Origin of the sequence: Aquimarina latercula DSM 2041 (assembly GCF_000430645.1) — a bacterium.
Lineage (GTDB): Bacteria > Bacteroidota > Bacteroidia > Flavobacteriales > Flavobacteriaceae > Aquimarina > Aquimarina latercula.
On sequence record NZ_AUMK01000003.1, the window covers coordinates 182,885 to 199,509 of the forward strand.

A 16,625-nucleotide genomic window follows, 5' to 3' on the forward strand; every position below is an offset into this window, starting at 1 on the left:
GGTAATATACATTAAATAGAATTTTTTTTAAACCTTTTTAAAACGTTTTATTCTATTGTTTTTATTGTTGGTTATATGAACTTGGTTCTGAGATTACAACTTAATTTTTTAAAGGTGTATTCATCCAATAGTCCAATAGGTTTTGAGGAGTGTTTGTTGGGTGGATGTTTTTAGAAATTGGTTTTGTTTTAATCATAAATAATTGATTAGTATTCTTTTCAGTATTGGTGCCAAGCTCTTGAACGAAAAACTCTCTAAATTGATTGTAAGAAACAGATTCTTGTTCATGAACTATATTCCCATAAATATCTTGCACATTTTTGACTTCTATGGATACACCTTTGCTACTTAATTTATCAATAGATTGTATCATTTTTGGATGAAAAAAAGCTTTTTTGTCTTCAGGGTAGAGGTATATGCTATTCTTTTTTACACTAACACTATCAATTTTTAACTTTATTTCTTTATACCATAATCGATAATTCTTTTTTTTAAAAGCATCTTTCGTGGATACAGAATTATTAAAAATAAGTTCAAAACGTTTTCTTTCATGATTGATTTTTGCAGTTACGGGCTTAAACTTTGGTGGTTGTAGAACTTCAAAAGCATTATTAAAAGAGATGTAATTAGGATACATTAACCCTTTGTTTGACCTATATGCTACAATGATTTCAAAAAGTAATTTGCCTTGATTTTTTTTAGGAGTTTTTGTAGTGTTAGATTGTTGTCTATCATACACTGCATATTCTAATTTGTAAATTTTATAATCTTGTTTACTTACATAAATTTTACTCTCTACTTTTATGTTTTCCTTATTTTTTGAAACTTTAATGGCATATAAAGGGATATCGTCTATAAAAGTTTCTGGTAGAAGTTTAAGTCTATGATTTTTAATTAGATCTTTATTTAAACGATTTACAAAGTCGTACGCATTAATATTATAGTTTCTAATTGCATCGTGTAATCTAAGAATAGTATATTCATTTCCTCCTTGACCATCTAAAGTCGCATTAGAAATAATCTTACTTCGATTAATGTAATCATATGGTTTTGAGGCAACTGTATCTTTGGGGAAATCTGTATTGTTTTTATAGGAGAATAAAGTTGTCTGCGTATTTTTAAAATCCTCAGTTCCAAAACCTTGATCAAAAACTTTCATTATGGCTTCGTTCATATTTAAATAATGACCATCTTTTACTTGATAATCCCGATAATAGCCAACATAAGAATATGGCGAAAAAGGATAATTTTGTGGAATTCTATCAATGGCAGTTCGAATGATGCTTCTAGCACTTTTTCTTTTCTTCTTTTTTGAAGTTACAACTTTTACTTCGTCTAATAATTCTATTTTTTCCAATAGCCTTATTAAGTTAATCTGATTTGTTTTAAGGTTTGATAAAGGTATTTCTTGGGTCAGGTATCCTATAGAAGATATCACTAAAGTATCAGCATTTTTCTTAAAAGTATAAGGGATTCTAAATCCTCCATCTGCGTTAGAGATTAGACCTCTTTTTTTGTTTTTAATCAAAACCGTAGCAAAAGATATTGGAGTTTGATTTTTAGCATTGATTAGTTTGCCATCAATAAATGAATCTTCTTGACCTAAAAGTTGTATTGATTGGGTTATGAGAACAAATACTAAAATATGATATGTTAGTCTAGTAACTTTATACATTCTATTTGTTCTTATGTTAGTTAAAAAAGCTGTTTGATAAGAAAACTGTTTGCAAGATTAATTCTTTATCAGATCCCTATTTATAGGAATTCTTCTATGAGTTTCATCCGTAGTTACTAAGTAAGTATATAATTAGTTATTAGTAAAATGTCAAGGTGCTTTTAATAGTATTTTAAGATTCTAAAATAGTATTAGTTGTAATTTTCTCTAAGAATTTGAGAGACTAATGCTTTGGTTATTTTTTTTCCAGTAGTTTTAGTTCGTAACATATCAAATGAATATCTAAAGTCACAACCGTTTTTGAATTCACTACAGCCGTAAGCAGTTTTCCCTTTCAGGATGTGTCCTTTTTTACATTTAGGACATTCCATTTGATCAGGTGTACTGGTCGTAGTAGCTGATTTTGTCTTTTTCTCTTCTAATATAATCCTAAAATGATCATCAAAACGAAGTAGACCTTCTACAAGTCCGCTTTCTGATTTAAAACCTTTTAAGTTAACAGTACATCCTTTTTTTACTAACCTGATATATTGTTTTTCGGATATTTTTTTCCCTAAATAGGTAAATGGTAGTTGAAAACTACAACCATCTTTAAACGCGCTACAACCATAAGCAGATTTTCCTTTTAAGATTTTTCCTTTTTTGCATTTAGGGCAAAGCTCATCTTTTATTGTCGAAGTCTTTTTAGTTTTTTCTGTATTCGTTTTTTGCGTTTTTTTATCGGCTGTATAAGATATATTAGCTCTTGTTTTTTCCGTTCTTACTTCATACACCAAATGGTCCACCATTTGTTTCATATTTTTAATGAATGCTCCTGCATTAAAAGAACCTTTTTCAATTTCTTTTAATTGTTTTTCCCATCTTCCTGTTAACTCGGCAGAAATAAGTAGTTTATTCTGGATAGTGTCAATAAGCTGAATACCTGTGCTAGTTGGCAAGATTTGTTTTTTATTACGTTCAATATATTTGCGCTTAAATAGCGTTTCAATAATATTTGCTCTTGTAGATGGTCTACCGATACCATTTTCTTTCATAAGCTCTCGCATCTCATCATCATCCACCTGTTTTCCTGCAGTTTCCATAGCTCTAAGTAAGGTAGCTTCTGTAAACTGTTTTGGAGGTTTAGTTTCTTTTTCAAGAAAGGTTGGTTCATGAGGTCCTTTTTCTCCTTTTGTAAAAACAGGAAGAATTCCAGTTTCTTTTTTATTAGGAGCATTTGGATTCTCAAAAACTACTCGCCATCCTTTGTCTAAAATAACTTTGCCTGTGGTTTTAAAAGAAACTGAATCAGCTTTACCGATTACTGTAGTATTTGCTACTTTACAATCATCATAGAATACTGCAATAAAACGTTTTGTAATAATATCATATACCTGTTTTTGATTATACTGCAGGTTTATTTGCTCACCAGTTGGAATAATAGCATGGTGGTCGGTTACTTTTTTATCATTAAAAACTTTTGATGATTTTTTAATCTTTTTGTCTAATAAAGGTTTAGTTAATGCGCTGTAATCGGTCAAATTTCTTAAGATACCAGGAACTTTTGGGTATACATCATTTGGCAGAAAGGTAGTATCTACTCTTGGGTACGTAACAACTTTTTGTTCATACAATCTTTGTACAATTTTTAAAGTTTCATCTGCAGAAAATCCGAACTTAGTATTACAATATACTTGCAATCCTGTTAAATCAAATAACTTGGGAGCATATTCCTTTCCATCCTTTTTAGTGATAGAAACAATTTCAAAATCACTTTTTTTTACTTTATTAGCTAGTAATTCGCCATCTTCTTTTTTTAAGAATCTCCCTTCCTCATAACTAAATAAAGTATCCCGATATAAGGTTTGTAATTCCCAATACGGTTGTGGTATAAAGTTTTGGATTTCTTTATATCTATGAACAACCATCGCAAGACTAGGAGTTTGTACTCTACCGATAGATAATACTTGTTTGTAACCTCCGTGTTTTACTGTATACAATCTGGTAGCATTCATGCCTAATAACCAGTCACCGATGGCTCTAGAAAAACCTGCATAATATAAGTTATCATATTGTTCAGAAGGCTTGAGATTATCAAACCCTTCTTTAATTGCTTCTGTAGTTAATGATGAAATCCATAATCGCTGTATTTCTCCAGAATATCCTGCTTGATTGATGACCCATCGTTGTATGAGTTCTCCTTCTTGTCCTGCATCCCCGCAATTAATTACTAGACTTGCTTGATCAAATAAAGATTTAACGATGTTAAACTGTTTCTGAATTCCTTGATTATCTACAACTTTAGTTTTAAACTTTTCTGGAAGCATTGGTAGATTATTAAGATCCCAACTTTTCCAGTGTGGTTTGTAATCATTTGGCTCAAACAAAGTACATAAGTGCCCAAAGGTATAGGTAACAGCATATCCATTTCCTTCATAATAACCATCACGTTTTGTATTAGCTCCTAAAACAGTAGCAATTTCTCTAGCAACACTTGGTTTTTCGGCTATACAAACCTTCATTAATCGATATTTCTTGTTCGGTCGAAAATTAAGAAATTTTTATATAAAAACGATAGTAATGGTAATTGAGTATATCACGTTTTAGTATACCAGAATCACGATCTTGATAGGAAATACACTGTATATCAGTCAAATTTGTAGAAAACCAATACTCATATGAAAGCAACAGGATTTAATAGAAGAAAATTTTTACAATTAGGAAGCACCTTAGCAGTAGCAAGTACTATTTCTCCAATATCTTATGGAGCCACTTTATTAGACAAAAATGATGTAAAACCATTAGGAAATGATGAGAATATTAGGTTATTTTCTAATGAAAACCCTTATGGACCTTCTCAAAAAGTATTAGATGCTATCACCAATAACACTAATCGAGTAAATAGGTATGCATCGTTTCATTCGTATTCTACAGACACACTAAAAGAAAAAATAGCCAAAATCAATGGAATTGCAAAAGATCAAGTGATTTTTGGTCATGGATCTTTTGAAATATTATGTATGTTAACCAGAACATTTGGACAGCAACGAGATGGTATTATAGTTCCTGCGACTACATTTAATGTTACTGCTGCTTTCGCTGATAGAATTTTTGATCACAAAGTAAAGAGAATACTACTTACCGATGGAATGGATATTGATTTAGAAACTACTAAAAAAGAAATAACTAAGAACACAAAACTTGTATATATATGTAACCCAAATAATCCAACCGGAAAATCATTACCAGCGGCTAAGCTAGAATCTTTTTGTAAAGAATTAGCTACTACCAATTGTACTATTGCTATTGATGAGGCCTATGTAGAATTAATGGAACCTTCTAGAAGACCAGATACTATTGAGTTATTAAAACAAAAATATAATGTATTGATTATTAGAACTTTTTCTAAAGCATTTGGTTTAGCTGGTTTACGGGTTGGATATGCAATGGGATTGCCCGAAACGATAGCAAAGTTGAATCATGATTCCTATACTTTTAGCGGATTGATCGGTAACCCTGGGATTGTAGCTGCAATAACTGCTTTAGACGACATTGATTATGTAGATGAATATAGAAAAAAGAATGTAGAAGTAAGAACGTATATGGAAAGTAGCTTAAAAAAAATGGGCTTGAAATATTTAAAAAGTGACACTAACTTTATGTTGATAGAAGTAAAAGATGTTAAGCGATTAAAAGAAGAATTAGTGCCATTTGGGATTGCCATTTTTCCGAGTGGAGGAAAACATTATCCAACTTGGGCACGAATAAGTATCGGTACTTTGCAGGAGATGAAAATATTCTTTAATGCTATAAATACTATGAATTGGTTAACATCATAAATCAATAAAAATATTCATTGTGTAATAAAAGAGTTTGAAATCTGAAAGAGTAACAATTTTTAAGAAGCAAATAGCCGTTTTTCTATCAAATTACTATGGCGTTTTTAAAGATTAACAAGTACATTTGTTAAAAATTGTTTTGAATGGCAGGAAATACATTTGGAAATCTATTTAAGGTAACCACTTTTGGAGAATCTCATGGAGTAGCAATTGGAGGAGTAATTGATGGATGTCCTTCTGGAGTAACTTTAGATCTAGAGGCGATACAAGCAGAATTAGATCGTCGTAAACCAGGTCAATCTGCTATTGTTACGCAACGTAAAGAACCTGATACTGTAGAGTTTTATTCAGGAATATTTGAAGGTGTAACAACGGGAACTCCGATTGGTTTTGTGATTAAAAATGCTAACCAAAAATCTAAAGATTATTCGCATATAAAAGATTCGTATAGACCTTCTCATGCGGATTATACTTATGATCAAAAATATGGTCTTCGGGATTATCGTGGAGGTGGACGTTCTTCTGCCAGAGAAACTGCTAGTAGAGTAGTAGCAGGTGCTATTGCAAAGCAAGTGCTTTCAGGAATTTCATTTAACGCATATGTAAGTGGAGTAGGATCAATAAAGTTAGATAAACCACATACAGAACTTGATTTTTCGTTGACAGAAAGTAATATTGTTCGTTGTCCAGATCCTCAGAAAGCAGAGGAGATGGAACAATATATTAAGCAAATTAGAAAAGAAGGAGATACAGTTGGTGGATTGGTTAGTTGTGCAATATCTGGTGTTCCAGTGGGATTAGGAGAACCTGTTTTTGATAAGTTACATGCAGAGTTAGGTAAGGCAATGTTATCCATTAATGCAGTAAAAGGATTTGAATATGGTAGTGGTTTTGCAGGAGCAGAGTTAAAAGGAAGCAAGCATAACGATTTGTTTAATTCGGATGGTACTACCAAGACCAATCTTTCTGGAGGGATACAAGGTGGTATCTCTAACGGAATGGATATTTACTTTAATGTAGCTTTTAAGCCTGTAGCGACTATTATGCAGGATCAAGAAACCATTGATAAGGAAGGGAATGTTGTAAATATGCAAGGAAAAGGAAGACACGATCCTTGTGTAGTACCTAGAGCAGTGCCCATTGTAGAGGCAATGGCAGCCTTAGTCATCGTAGATTATTGGTTAATGAATCGTACGATCAAGAAGTAATATTAATATGTTGTCTAATCCTTCTAAGCGTGTTTATCTTTTATTAATACTTTGTTGTTACGGAGGTATTGTTTACAGCCAATATTTAGGGAAAGAATACAAAAAAATCACGAATGAGAGTTTTGTAGACAAAGTTGATCTGGTTTCTGAAAAATTGGATATTGGATCCGATAAATTAGTCGCTCCATTAAGACTAACATTGCTCGATAATCATTTGGTAATTCACGATACTGAAGCTCAAAAGCACTTGCATCTAATCGATATTGAAAACAATAAATATGTTGATCAGTATATAGGGATTGGAAATGGACCAAATGAATTATCTGATGTTGGTACTTTTGAAAAGAACGGCAATACTGCCTTTATCGTTTGGGATCAAAATGACAAGAAATATCTTTATTATGAGTTACAAGATCTAATTAATTTATCTAATGATACCATTAGTAAAAAGCTAGATGAAGATGAATATATCTACTTTTTGAATTATGATAAAAATAATCAAAAGTTATGGTATGCTGGACAATTTAGTAAGGAAGACCATCGTATCTATGAAAAAGATATGGCCTCTGGAACAGTAAAAGGGTATGGAACATTATTAAACCCTCCAAAAGGTAAGTTGAATTCCATAGCGATAAGAAATTTTATATCTACAGCTAAGATGGAAAAGAATGATCGTCATATTGTAATTGCTTATGAAACGGCTCCTTTATTAGAAGTTTTTAATACAGAAACAAAAGAGTTCACCTCTGTGCTTGTGCCGCATAGTAAATTACCGATTTATTATGCTGAGAAGGATGAAGATAACAAAATGCTAATCGGTTATACCAACCGTTCTTTATATGAGTTTTTAGACATCAAGCTTACCGATACCTATATCTATGCTGTTTATAGAGGAAAAGAATTTGGTAATACTGAACCAAAAAAAAGTGTAATATATGTGTTTGATTACCAACTCAATCCTATAAGATCATATCGTTTAGATCAAGAAGTAACTTCGATAGCTGTATACGATGATAAAATCATATATGGTTTACACCTATCTCCTTTTATTCCTTGGCAAAAAGGAAAACTAATAAAATATGATATTAAGAAGTAATTTTATCATCGATTTACTAATCCAGTAATTTCTTATGCTACTTTGGTAAATTTTAGTTTCGTGAGAGGTTCGTTTTATCGGTTTTTGTACTATTCTCACATACTCATCTACTAAAAAACTTATCTACTCATCCTTTTTTTATATCTTCGACTTCTTGTATTCAAAAAATTAGATAATTCACATGAAGAAACTAGCATTGCATTGGCAAATAATGATCGGAATGATCGCTGGAATATTATTCGGGTTTTTAATGACACAGTTTTCCTGGGGGAAAGGATTTACAGGAGATTGGATAGCTCCTTTAGGTACAATTTTCGTTAATCTATTAAAATTAATAGCTGTTCCGTTAATTCTTGCTTCTTTAATAAAAGGAATTTCTGATTTAAAAGATATCTCTAAGTTTAAGAAAATAGGAGGAAGAACAATAATAATCTATGTTTTAACTACCGTTATTGCAATTACCATAGGATTGTTATTAGTTAATGTAATGAAACCTGGAGATGGAATTACTCCAGAAACTATAGAAAAATTAACCAACGAATATGCTAGCAGTTCTAAAATATCTGAACGTATTGCCGAGGCCGGAAGACAAAAAGAAAGTGGTCCTTTACAGTTTGTTATAGATATGGTTCCTCAGAATGCAGTAGCAGCTATGAGTAATAATAAACTGATGCTGCAAGTAATATTTTTCGCTATTTTCTTAGGAATTAGTATGTTACTTATTAAAGAAGAACAATCAGATCCTTTAAAAAAGTTTTTCGATAGTTTAAATGAGGTTGTTTTAAAAATGGTTGATTTAATTATGCTCACTGCTCCGTATGCTGTTTTTGCATTGTTGGCAAATGTGGTTGTTACTTCTGATGATCCAGATATATTATTAGCGTTATTGAGATATGCAGGAGTTGTAGTATTTGGATTAGCGCTAATGATTGTATTTTATAGTATTTTGGTATCCGTAATTACCAAAAAATCTCCTTTATGGTTTTTAAAACAAATCAGTCCAGCGCAATTATTAGCATTTTCTACAAGTTCTAGTGCTGCGACATTACCAGTAACTATGGAAAGAGTAGAAGAGCATATTGGTGTTGATAAAGAGGTGTCTAGTTTTGTACTGCCAGTTGGTGCTACTATTAATATGGATGGTACTAGTCTGTATCAAGCAGTAGCTTCAGTATTTATTATGCAAGTGTTATGGCCAGAAGGGCTTACATTTAGCAACCAGATCACTATTGTATTAACGGCATTGTTAGCATCTATTGGTTCTGCGGCTGTTCCTGGAGCAGGAATGGTTATGTTGGTAATCGTATTAGAGGCAATTGGTTTCCCTTCGGATAAACTTCCTATTGGTTTAGCCTTAATCTTTGCTGTAGATCGTCCATTAGATATGTTGAGAACTACTATCAATGTAACAGGAGATGCTACTGTTTCTATGATTGTTGCAAAATCCGTTGGTAAATTAGGGGATCCTAAGGTAAAAGATTGGGATGATCATTATCAGGGATAATAAAGAACTTTAGAATTTATTTGTTATACTTTTTCTAAAATTGAATGCTTTTTCTTATTAATAGGATTGGTAGTTTTACCTTTATTGAAAATTGAGCAATTAAGGTACTATGAATGAAAATATATTCCTAGACGAATCATTAGAAAAAGTATACAATCCTTCAGATTTTAGAGAAATAGGTCATCAATTAGTTGATATGCTAGCTGACCACCTTGGTCAGGTGCAATCGAATAGAGAACAATCTGTTATTAAGTTTGAAGATCCAGAAAAAGAATTATCATATTGGAAAGAAGATATATCTTCTGATACTGGTATAATGGATTTTTATCAAAAAATTCTTGATAGATCTATTCATGTGCACCATCCAAGGTATATGGGACATCAAGTAGCGGTACCTTCTGTAATAAGCAGTTTATCTGGTTTAATGGTTGATGTTTTGAGCAATGGAACTGGAGTCTATGAAATGGGAATGGCTTCTAATGCATTGGAAAAAATAGTTACTGATTTTGTTGCAGATAAGATTGGATATGGAGCTAATTCGTCTGGTTTTCTTACTTCGGGTGGTACATTAGCTAATTTGACAGCTTTATTAGCTGCTCGAAAAGCAAAAGCACCAGGTTCGGTTTGGGAAGATGGACATAATCAGAAATTAGCGGTATTAGTTTCTGAAGAAGCGCATTATTGTATTGACCGTGCAGCTAGAATATTGGGATTTGGTTCAGAAGGAATAGTAAAAGTTCCTGCCGATGAAAATTTTAAAATAAATACTTCTTTATTAGAAGAGTATTTAAAAAAGGCAAAAAATAAAGGATTAACAGTTATTGCACTTGTTGGATGTGCTTCTTCTACATCTACGGGTTCTTATGATGATTTAAATGAATTAGCATCTTTTGCTTCAGAACATAATTTATGGTTTCACATAGATGGTGCACATGGTGGAGGAGTCGTTTTTTCAAAAAAATATAGGCATTTAGCAAAAGGAATTGAAAAAGCAGATTCTGTAGTAATCGATTTCCATAAAATGTTACTGACACCATCATTAAATACAGCATTAATTTTTAAAGATAGTCAAGATTCTTATAGAACTTTTGAACAGAAAGCGCAATATCTTTGGGATTCTCAGCAATCAAGGGAATGGTATAATTCTGGTAAAAGAACTTTTGAATGCACAAAACTAATGATGTCACTAAAAGTATATTCTAATATTAGAATGTACGGGAATGACATATTCGAAAAGAATATCGATCGGTTATATGACTTAGGAAAAGCCTTTTCAAGAATCATAGAGAATAGAGAAGGATTTGAGTTATTAATATACCCTGAAGCTAATATTGTGAATTTTAGATATACTAACATATCAGAAAATGATCTTAATTCGTTCAACTCTAAAATAAGAGAAGAACTGATTTTATCTGGTAAATTCTATATCGTACAAACAATGATAGGAGAGGATCGTTATCTAAGAACTTCAATAATGAATCCTCTTACAACTGAAGTAGATTTTAATGCTTTGTTAGATGAAATAGAAAAAATTGCTAATCCTATCCTTGGTTAACTTATTACTCTTAAGACGCAACCAATTTATAAGTATTTCATCTATTAAGAGAATTAACTAATTGATAACCGGGTATAAATTTTAGTTTTTTCACTTTTAATAAACTAAAAAAATAAACAGATGAGACACTTTTGTATTGTATTGCTTTCGATTATCCTATTCAGTTGTAGTAATGATGATGATAATAATGCCCAGTCATCAACAATTGCAGGAGCTTGGAACTTGGTTAAGGTTTCTGGTGGAGTTACAGGAGTGGATGAGGATATAGAAAAAGGCCTTATTGTATGGGATTTTAATGAAACTACAGGAATGGTAACTATTAATAATACGATTACTGATTCATCTTTTAATGTATTATTAGATTCAGGAACTTATACCTATAGTATTTCTGCTCCGGCGGATGCTGATATTCTTATTGTTAACGAAATAGTTGTAGGAGGTATTAATTTAGAAAATACATCATTTACCGTAGAAGAAACATTTGAAGATGGTTTTTCATTTCGTTTTGAGAGATAGTTTTATAAACTAGTTTTTATCCTCTAAAAAACAAAAAGAGACATAAGATTTCACCAAAATTTTAAGAGCTATTGTATAGCTCTTTTTTTATGATTTTATATTAACGCTATATTTTTTGATTTAAATATATGTATCTAAATGCTTGTTTATTAGTATATTGTGTTTTGTTTACGGTTATTATATATTAAAAAAGGGGGAAAACCCCTATATGATTTTTAGCTAAAGTCCCCTTAATTTGTGCGATAGATAAGTATACTTTTGAACCACACATATTAATAAACTTAAAAAGACTCATTATGAAACGGCTTTTTCTACCAGTAGCTTTGATCTCATTTGCAGTAATATGCCTAAGTATAGTGCATATTGATAATGTAAACAAGCTTGATAAAGAATATAATCAGCTAAGAGAGAAACACCAAATTGATGATAATTCTGATATCGATACAACGATAGAAGAGTTTGATGTAAAATGAAGAGAAGGAAAGGATACGTTACAAACTAATAAACAAGAGGGAACTATTACTTCGGAACTGAAGGAATAAAAGGGAAAACAAAAAAAGTAACGGATAACCACCAATGAACTGTCTTATCTATTTATAGTAAGGCAGTTTTTTTATGCTATATACCTTTGATTTTACCGTTAAGTCTAGGACAAATTCCTATTTAAATGATGTTTGGTCGATGCTTCTAAAAACGTTTTTTTGATAAGTACAATCACTACAATAACGAATTCTAATTGAATTGCTACGAATTCTAAAAGACGAAGGTGAGTAGGGTGTAAACATGATTACTTTTAAACCGTAATTAAAGGATGGTCTTTTTTTGCTCCCAAGTTATTTTAATCCCAAAATAAAATAGATATGAAGCAATTGTTATTACCGGTAGTTCTTATATGTTTTACAATATTCTGTTTAGGATTTGTGCATATTGACAATATGAATGAACTGGCTAAAGAAAAGAGTGAATTAAAAAAAATCGAGAATCAAGAAATACTTTGATTTTCTAAATTATATTTTAACCGATTTAATCAATAAATAGGGCTTTAAGTTCTGGAGTTGGAATTACACAATTATCTCTTTTGCCAAACCATTTATATCTGTTTTTAGCAATAATATCATAAAACCAATCTCTTAGAATCTTCGGAAAAATAAGAAAAACAGAAAGTAACGGATAACCACCAGACAGCCGCTTTGCAATTTGTAGAGCGGCTGTTGATTTATGATAATATGCTACAGATGGTTCAATAAGCAGAATAGTATCTAACTTTGACGTATCTACACCAATCTCTGAAGCCAATTTTTTACCTATATCACTTTGTAACGATGCATATCTAAAAACATCATTCTTATCTCTTTTGATAATGAAATTAACAGCACCATTACATAAGTTGCAAACACCATCAAATAGTATAATCTTCTTCCCTTCAAAATTCATATTAAACAAAGATAAGGACGAAATATGACTTCTAACTATGGATTATAATTTCATTAAGAATCTGACTTACTTTAAGATAATAGAATCGATAACTTCTTTGGTTGTGATTTGCAGATTTTTTGGTAACAAGTTATCTTTAGGAAGTACCGCTAAATACCGATCATTATTAGAATCAAAAACTTGTTTAAATATTGGATCTTCAAATTGGAGCATATCACAGATTTCTTTTATAAGATCTAAGTGATAGATAAGATCAGTACTTCCTAGATGAAAGATGCCTTTTTTACTTCTATTAATTATGTAATGTAATTGTTGTGTCAGTTTAGAAATTGAAGTAGCATTTATAATAACGTTAGGAAAAACTTCTATCGAGGCTTTAAGATCATATAATGTTCTAAGCTCTTGTACACGTGGAGTACTAGCTCCAAAAATCATAGGTATCCTCGCGATTACGTATTTATGAGTTGGTAGTCGCATCAATGCATTTTCAATTTTTATTTTAAATCTACCAAAAACACTTTCACTTAATGTTTTATCATATTCATAAGAAGGATAATTACTAAAGGTGTCAAATACATTTGCACTGGATAAGAATATCAATTTAGATTTATTTTTCTTGATCCAATCTATAATTCTGTGATGTGCATCGACTTGAGAGTTAAAGTTCCCTCTAATAGCAGAAACAATGATTGTGGGTTTAAGATTATCTAATAATATTGAGATATCTTCTAATTCCATATCATACTGAAAGAATTTTTGATTCTTTTCATAAAAGGGATTATCCGTATGATATGTACCATACGTATCAAAATAAGAATTAAGCTCTTTATATAGAGCGTTTCCTATAAAACCACTGGCTCCTATGATTAGAATTTTTTTCAATACTACGTTATGCTAAAAAAGTTAAGTTTCAAAGATCACTAAACTCTGTAATCTTGAAACTTAACTTACCTTTTATTATTGTTATAAAATAATTATCCTTTGTAAAAAGGTAATTTTATTACTGTTGCTGGAATTGCTTTTTTACGAACCTGAATATGAATTTTACTACCAGGAGAAGCAAAAACTTTAGGAACATATCCTAATCCGATTCCTTTTCCTAAAGAAGGGGACATCGTACCAGAAGTAACTATTCCGATGATATTTCCATTACTATCTACAATATCATAATCATGTCTTGGAATTCCTCGTTCATCTAATTCAAACCCTATAAGTTTACGTTCTGCACCATGTTCTTTTTCTTTTGCCAATGCTTCTGCGTTTACAAAGTCTTTACTAAACTTTGTAATCCAGCTTAAACCTGCTTCTATAGGTGATGTTGTGTCATTGATATCATTACCATAAAGGCAATATCCCATCTCTAGACGCAAGGTGTCTCTTGCAGCAAGACCAATAGGTTTAATTCCGAAATCAGCACCAGCTTCAAGTACTTTATTCCATATTTGTTGTACTTCAGAATTTTTACAATAAATTTCAAAACCACCACTACCAGTATATCCAGTTGCAGAAATAATCACATGATCGATCCCAGCAAAATCAGACACTTCAAACGTATAAAATTTCATTGCTTCTAAATCCACAGATGTTAAGGATTGCATTGCCTTAGCAGCTTTAGGTCCCTGAATTGCTAATAAAGAATAGTCCTCAGATAGATCTCGCATATCAGCATTCATGGTATTATGACTCTGTATCCAATCCCAATCTTTCTGGATGTTAGAAGCATTTACTACTAACAAATATTTTTCATCAGCTAATTTGTATACAATTAAATCATCTACAATACCACCTTTTTCATTAGGTAAACAACTGTATTGCGCTTTTCCATCTATTAGTTTAGATGCGTCATTAGAAGTTACTTTTTGGATTAAATCTAAAGCATTAGGTCCCGTAATTAAGAACTCACCCATATGCGATACATCAAAAACTCCCACGTCTTTGCGGACAGTTTCGTGTTCAATATTTACTCCTTCATAAGAAACAGGCATATTATATCCTGCAAACGGAACTATTTTAGCACCTAAAGCAATATGAGTTTCTGTTAATGCAGTGTTTTTCATAATGAATTGATTTGTAGAATTAAGAATCAAATTGACGCCGAAAGTAAAAAACTTTGCGTTGGTAAACAATGCTTTTGTATGATAAATTGTTAACTTTTTCCTAATCAGAAAGCATATAATTATGGATATAATAATATATGATTGTATTTTCTATGTTTTTTAATAACTTTATAAAGTGTCATTAGTTAATTCATGCATTATGCCAGCAGGATATTCAGGAACTCCATTAGCTAAAAAATTGGGAATAAAAGAGGGATGTACTATTTTATTATATAATCGTCCAGATCATTATTGGAATTTGTTTTCTGATCTTCCTGATAAGATAAAAGAACTGAAAATGGCAAAAAATGAGCAAGCAGATTTTATTCATGTGTTTTGTAAAACAATAATAGAGTTAGAAAAGATTATCCCAATCTATAAAACTGCTTTAAAGAAAACCGGAATGTTATGGGTTAGCTGGCCGAAAGGAAGTTCTAAAATAACCACTAATCTTAAAAGAGAGTTGATCCGAACTCATGTATTACAGATTGGATTAGTTGACATTAAGGTAGCTGCCGTAGATGATGATTGGAGTGGTTTAAAATTTGTTTACAGAGTTTCGGATAGAAATTAATTTTAAATTATTTTTTATTGAAAAGCAACCCAATCCTACATAACGCATCTACATTATAAATAACGCAATCATGAAAAAGTATATACCTCTTATTTTGATTCCTCTTTTATGTGTGTTCTCTTGTAGTAATGATGATGATGCGATTGCTGATCCTGATTTATTAGGAAAATGGCAATTAATAGAACAACTGGTTGATCCTGGAGATGGAAGCGGTACATTCCAGCCAGTAAATAGTGATTTAGAATTAGAATTTCTCCCTGCCGGGGTACTTCAAGTGTCTAATGGAACTTTATGTTTAATAACCATTGGTGGAGAAGGAGATAGCACAGAAAGTTACTCCATTGATGAGAATGTTATAACTGTGGATTGTGGTAATTCTACGAGTATTAGTTTCGAAATAAAAGAAGGAAGATTATTTCTGTATTTTCCTTGTATCGAAGCGTGCGCCCAGAAATATCAAAAACTACCTTAAAAAAAACTATCCTAAATATATAAGGTATTTTAGAAGTTTAATTAGTAGAAAACAGATAAGGGTAATAATAGAAATTATGGACCCTATTTTTTTCCATTTTTTAACTTTTTCCGGATCTCCAAAGCCTCGTGGTTTTTGAATGTACAACCCATTAGGAATATCTAGAGAGGCGATTAAATCAAATAGTTGATCGATTGTCATTTTACCTCTTAAAAATTCAATAAAAACAGGGTTTTTTCGGATGAGGTCATGATTTCCCTTTTGTTCTATGATAATGTATTCATCACATTTAAATATTTTAGTATAAAGACTCTGAAGATAGGTTAATTTGATATTGTGAATTGGTATTTTTTTTTCTGTATATAAGGTGAAATTTCCAATTTTTTTCTCAACCAAGGTATCATCGCGAATTTGAAAATGATCTTCTAGTAATGCTTTTTGAATATTTCCTTTAATAACTTTTAATTCACCTATTGCTAATTGACCAGAACCACCAAATTCTTCTAAGTAGGTTTTTAGCTGTAAATACTTTTCGTGATTTTCTGCGATCAGTAGATTATCATTCCTTTTTGTTAAAGACAAGCCAATAGTTTGGGCCTGTTCTTCGAAAACTGACATAAACTTTTTTATTAATAACATATCTTAAGATTAATTATTTGTGTGAATAATATATTGTT

15 protein-coding genes are annotated in these 16,625 nt (G+C 31.2%); 9 read left to right on the forward strand and 6 right to left on the reverse strand.

Going from position 1 to position 16,625, the window contains the following annotated elements:
• Nucleotides 1-100 precede the first annotated feature (100 nt).
• Entirely contained in the window at nucleotides 101-1,675 is a 1,575-nt protein-coding gene (locus H526_RS0100875; RefSeq protein ID WP_027391236.1) for a carboxypeptidase-like regulatory domain-containing protein, read from the reverse strand.
• 191 nt (nucleotides 1,676-1,866) lie between these two features.
• Nucleotides 1,867-4,176 carry a type IA DNA topoisomerase gene (locus tag H526_RS0100880; protein WP_027391237.1) on the reverse strand — a complete coding sequence of 770 codons (2,310 nt, stop codon included), beginning with the start codon at nucleotides 4,174-4,176 and terminating at the stop codon, nucleotides 1,867-1,869.
• A gap of 156 nt (nucleotides 4,177-4,332) precedes the next feature.
• Here H526_RS0100880 and H526_RS0100885 point away from each other — a divergent pair, with 156 nt between their 5' ends.
• The 7 genes from H526_RS0100885 to H526_RS31615 all read left to right on the forward strand — a co-directional run bounded on the left by H526_RS0100885 (nucleotide 4,333) and on the right by H526_RS31615 (nucleotide 11,845).
• Nucleotides 4,333-5,493, forward strand: a complete 1,161-nt coding sequence (locus H526_RS0100885; protein WP_027391238.1) for a pyridoxal phosphate-dependent aminotransferase — start codon at nucleotides 4,333-4,335, stop codon at nucleotides 5,491-5,493.
• A 143-nt stretch (nucleotides 5,494-5,636) separates the two neighbouring features.
• Nucleotides 5,637-6,701, forward strand: a complete 1,065-nt coding sequence (aroC, locus tag H526_RS0100890) for a chorismate synthase (RefSeq protein ID WP_027391239.1) — start codon at nucleotides 5,637-5,639, stop codon at nucleotides 6,699-6,701.
• Nucleotides 6,702-6,708: 7 nt separating this feature from the next.
• On the forward strand, nucleotides 6,709-7,797 hold the full coding sequence (locus H526_RS0100895; RefSeq protein ID WP_027391240.1) for a BF3164 family lipoprotein: 1,089 nt from the start codon (nucleotides 6,709-6,711) through the stop codon (nucleotides 7,795-7,797).
• Nucleotides 7,798-7,978: 181 nt separating this feature from the next.
• Nucleotides 7,979-9,301, forward strand: a complete 1,323-nt coding sequence (locus H526_RS0100900; protein ID WP_027391241.1) for a dicarboxylate/amino acid:cation symporter — start codon at nucleotides 7,979-7,981, stop codon at nucleotides 9,299-9,301.
• Nucleotides 9,302-9,410: 109 nt separating this feature from the next.
• On the forward strand, nucleotides 9,411-10,856 hold the full coding sequence (locus H526_RS0100905; RefSeq protein WP_027391242.1) for a pyridoxal phosphate-dependent decarboxylase family protein: 1,446 nt from the start codon (nucleotides 9,411-9,413) through the stop codon (nucleotides 10,854-10,856).
• 120 nt (nucleotides 10,857-10,976) lie between these two features.
• Nucleotides 10,977-11,372: a hypothetical protein gene (locus tag H526_RS0100910; protein ID WP_027391243.1), complete on the forward strand. Its 396-nt coding sequence runs from the start codon at nucleotides 10,977-10,979 to the stop codon at nucleotides 11,370-11,372.
• Between the two features lie 296 nt (nucleotides 11,373-11,668).
• A complete protein-coding gene (locus tag H526_RS31615) occupies nucleotides 11,669-11,845 on the forward strand; it encodes a hypothetical protein (protein ID WP_155839588.1) in 177 nt (58 codons plus the stop codon).
• A 550-nt stretch (nucleotides 11,846-12,395) separates the two neighbouring features.
• On the opposite strand, the gene H526_RS0100925 is transcribed toward H526_RS31615, so the two are convergent.
• From H526_RS0100925 to gcvT, 3 genes are all read right to left on the reverse strand, one after another.
• Nucleotides 12,396-12,806, reverse strand: coding sequence for a thiol-disulfide oxidoreductase DCC family protein (locus H526_RS0100925; RefSeq protein ID WP_027391244.1), 411 nt, complete (start codon nucleotides 12,804-12,806; stop codon nucleotides 12,396-12,398).
• A gap of 66 nt (nucleotides 12,807-12,872) precedes the next feature.
• Nucleotides 12,873-13,688 (reverse strand): sugar nucleotide-binding protein, encoded by an 816-nt coding sequence (locus H526_RS0100930; RefSeq protein ID WP_027391245.1) that lies wholly within the window; start codon nucleotides 13,686-13,688, stop codon nucleotides 12,873-12,875.
• 92 nt (nucleotides 13,689-13,780) lie between these two features.
• Nucleotides 13,781-14,863, reverse strand: a complete 1,083-nt coding sequence (gcvT, locus tag H526_RS0100935; protein ID WP_027391246.1) for a glycine cleavage system aminomethyltransferase GcvT — start codon at nucleotides 14,861-14,863, stop codon at nucleotides 13,781-13,783.
• A gap of 199 nt (nucleotides 14,864-15,062) precedes the next feature.
• Between gcvT and H526_RS0100940 the strand changes: the two genes are divergently transcribed.
• A complete protein-coding gene (locus H526_RS0100940) occupies nucleotides 15,063-15,476 on the forward strand; it encodes a hypothetical protein (protein WP_027391247.1) in 414 nt (137 codons plus the stop codon).
• A gap of 70 nt (nucleotides 15,477-15,546) precedes the next feature.
• Nucleotides 15,547-15,948, forward strand: coding sequence for a hypothetical protein (locus H526_RS0100945; RefSeq protein WP_027391248.1), 402 nt, complete (start codon nucleotides 15,547-15,549; stop codon nucleotides 15,946-15,948).
• 6 nt (nucleotides 15,949-15,954) lie between these two features.
• Here the strand turns inward: H526_RS0100945 and H526_RS0100950 are convergent, their stop codons facing one another.
• A complete protein-coding gene (locus H526_RS0100950) occupies nucleotides 15,955-16,566 on the reverse strand; it encodes a hypothetical protein (protein WP_027391249.1) in 612 nt (203 codons plus the stop codon).
• Nucleotides 16,567-16,625: the final 59 nt, after the last annotated feature.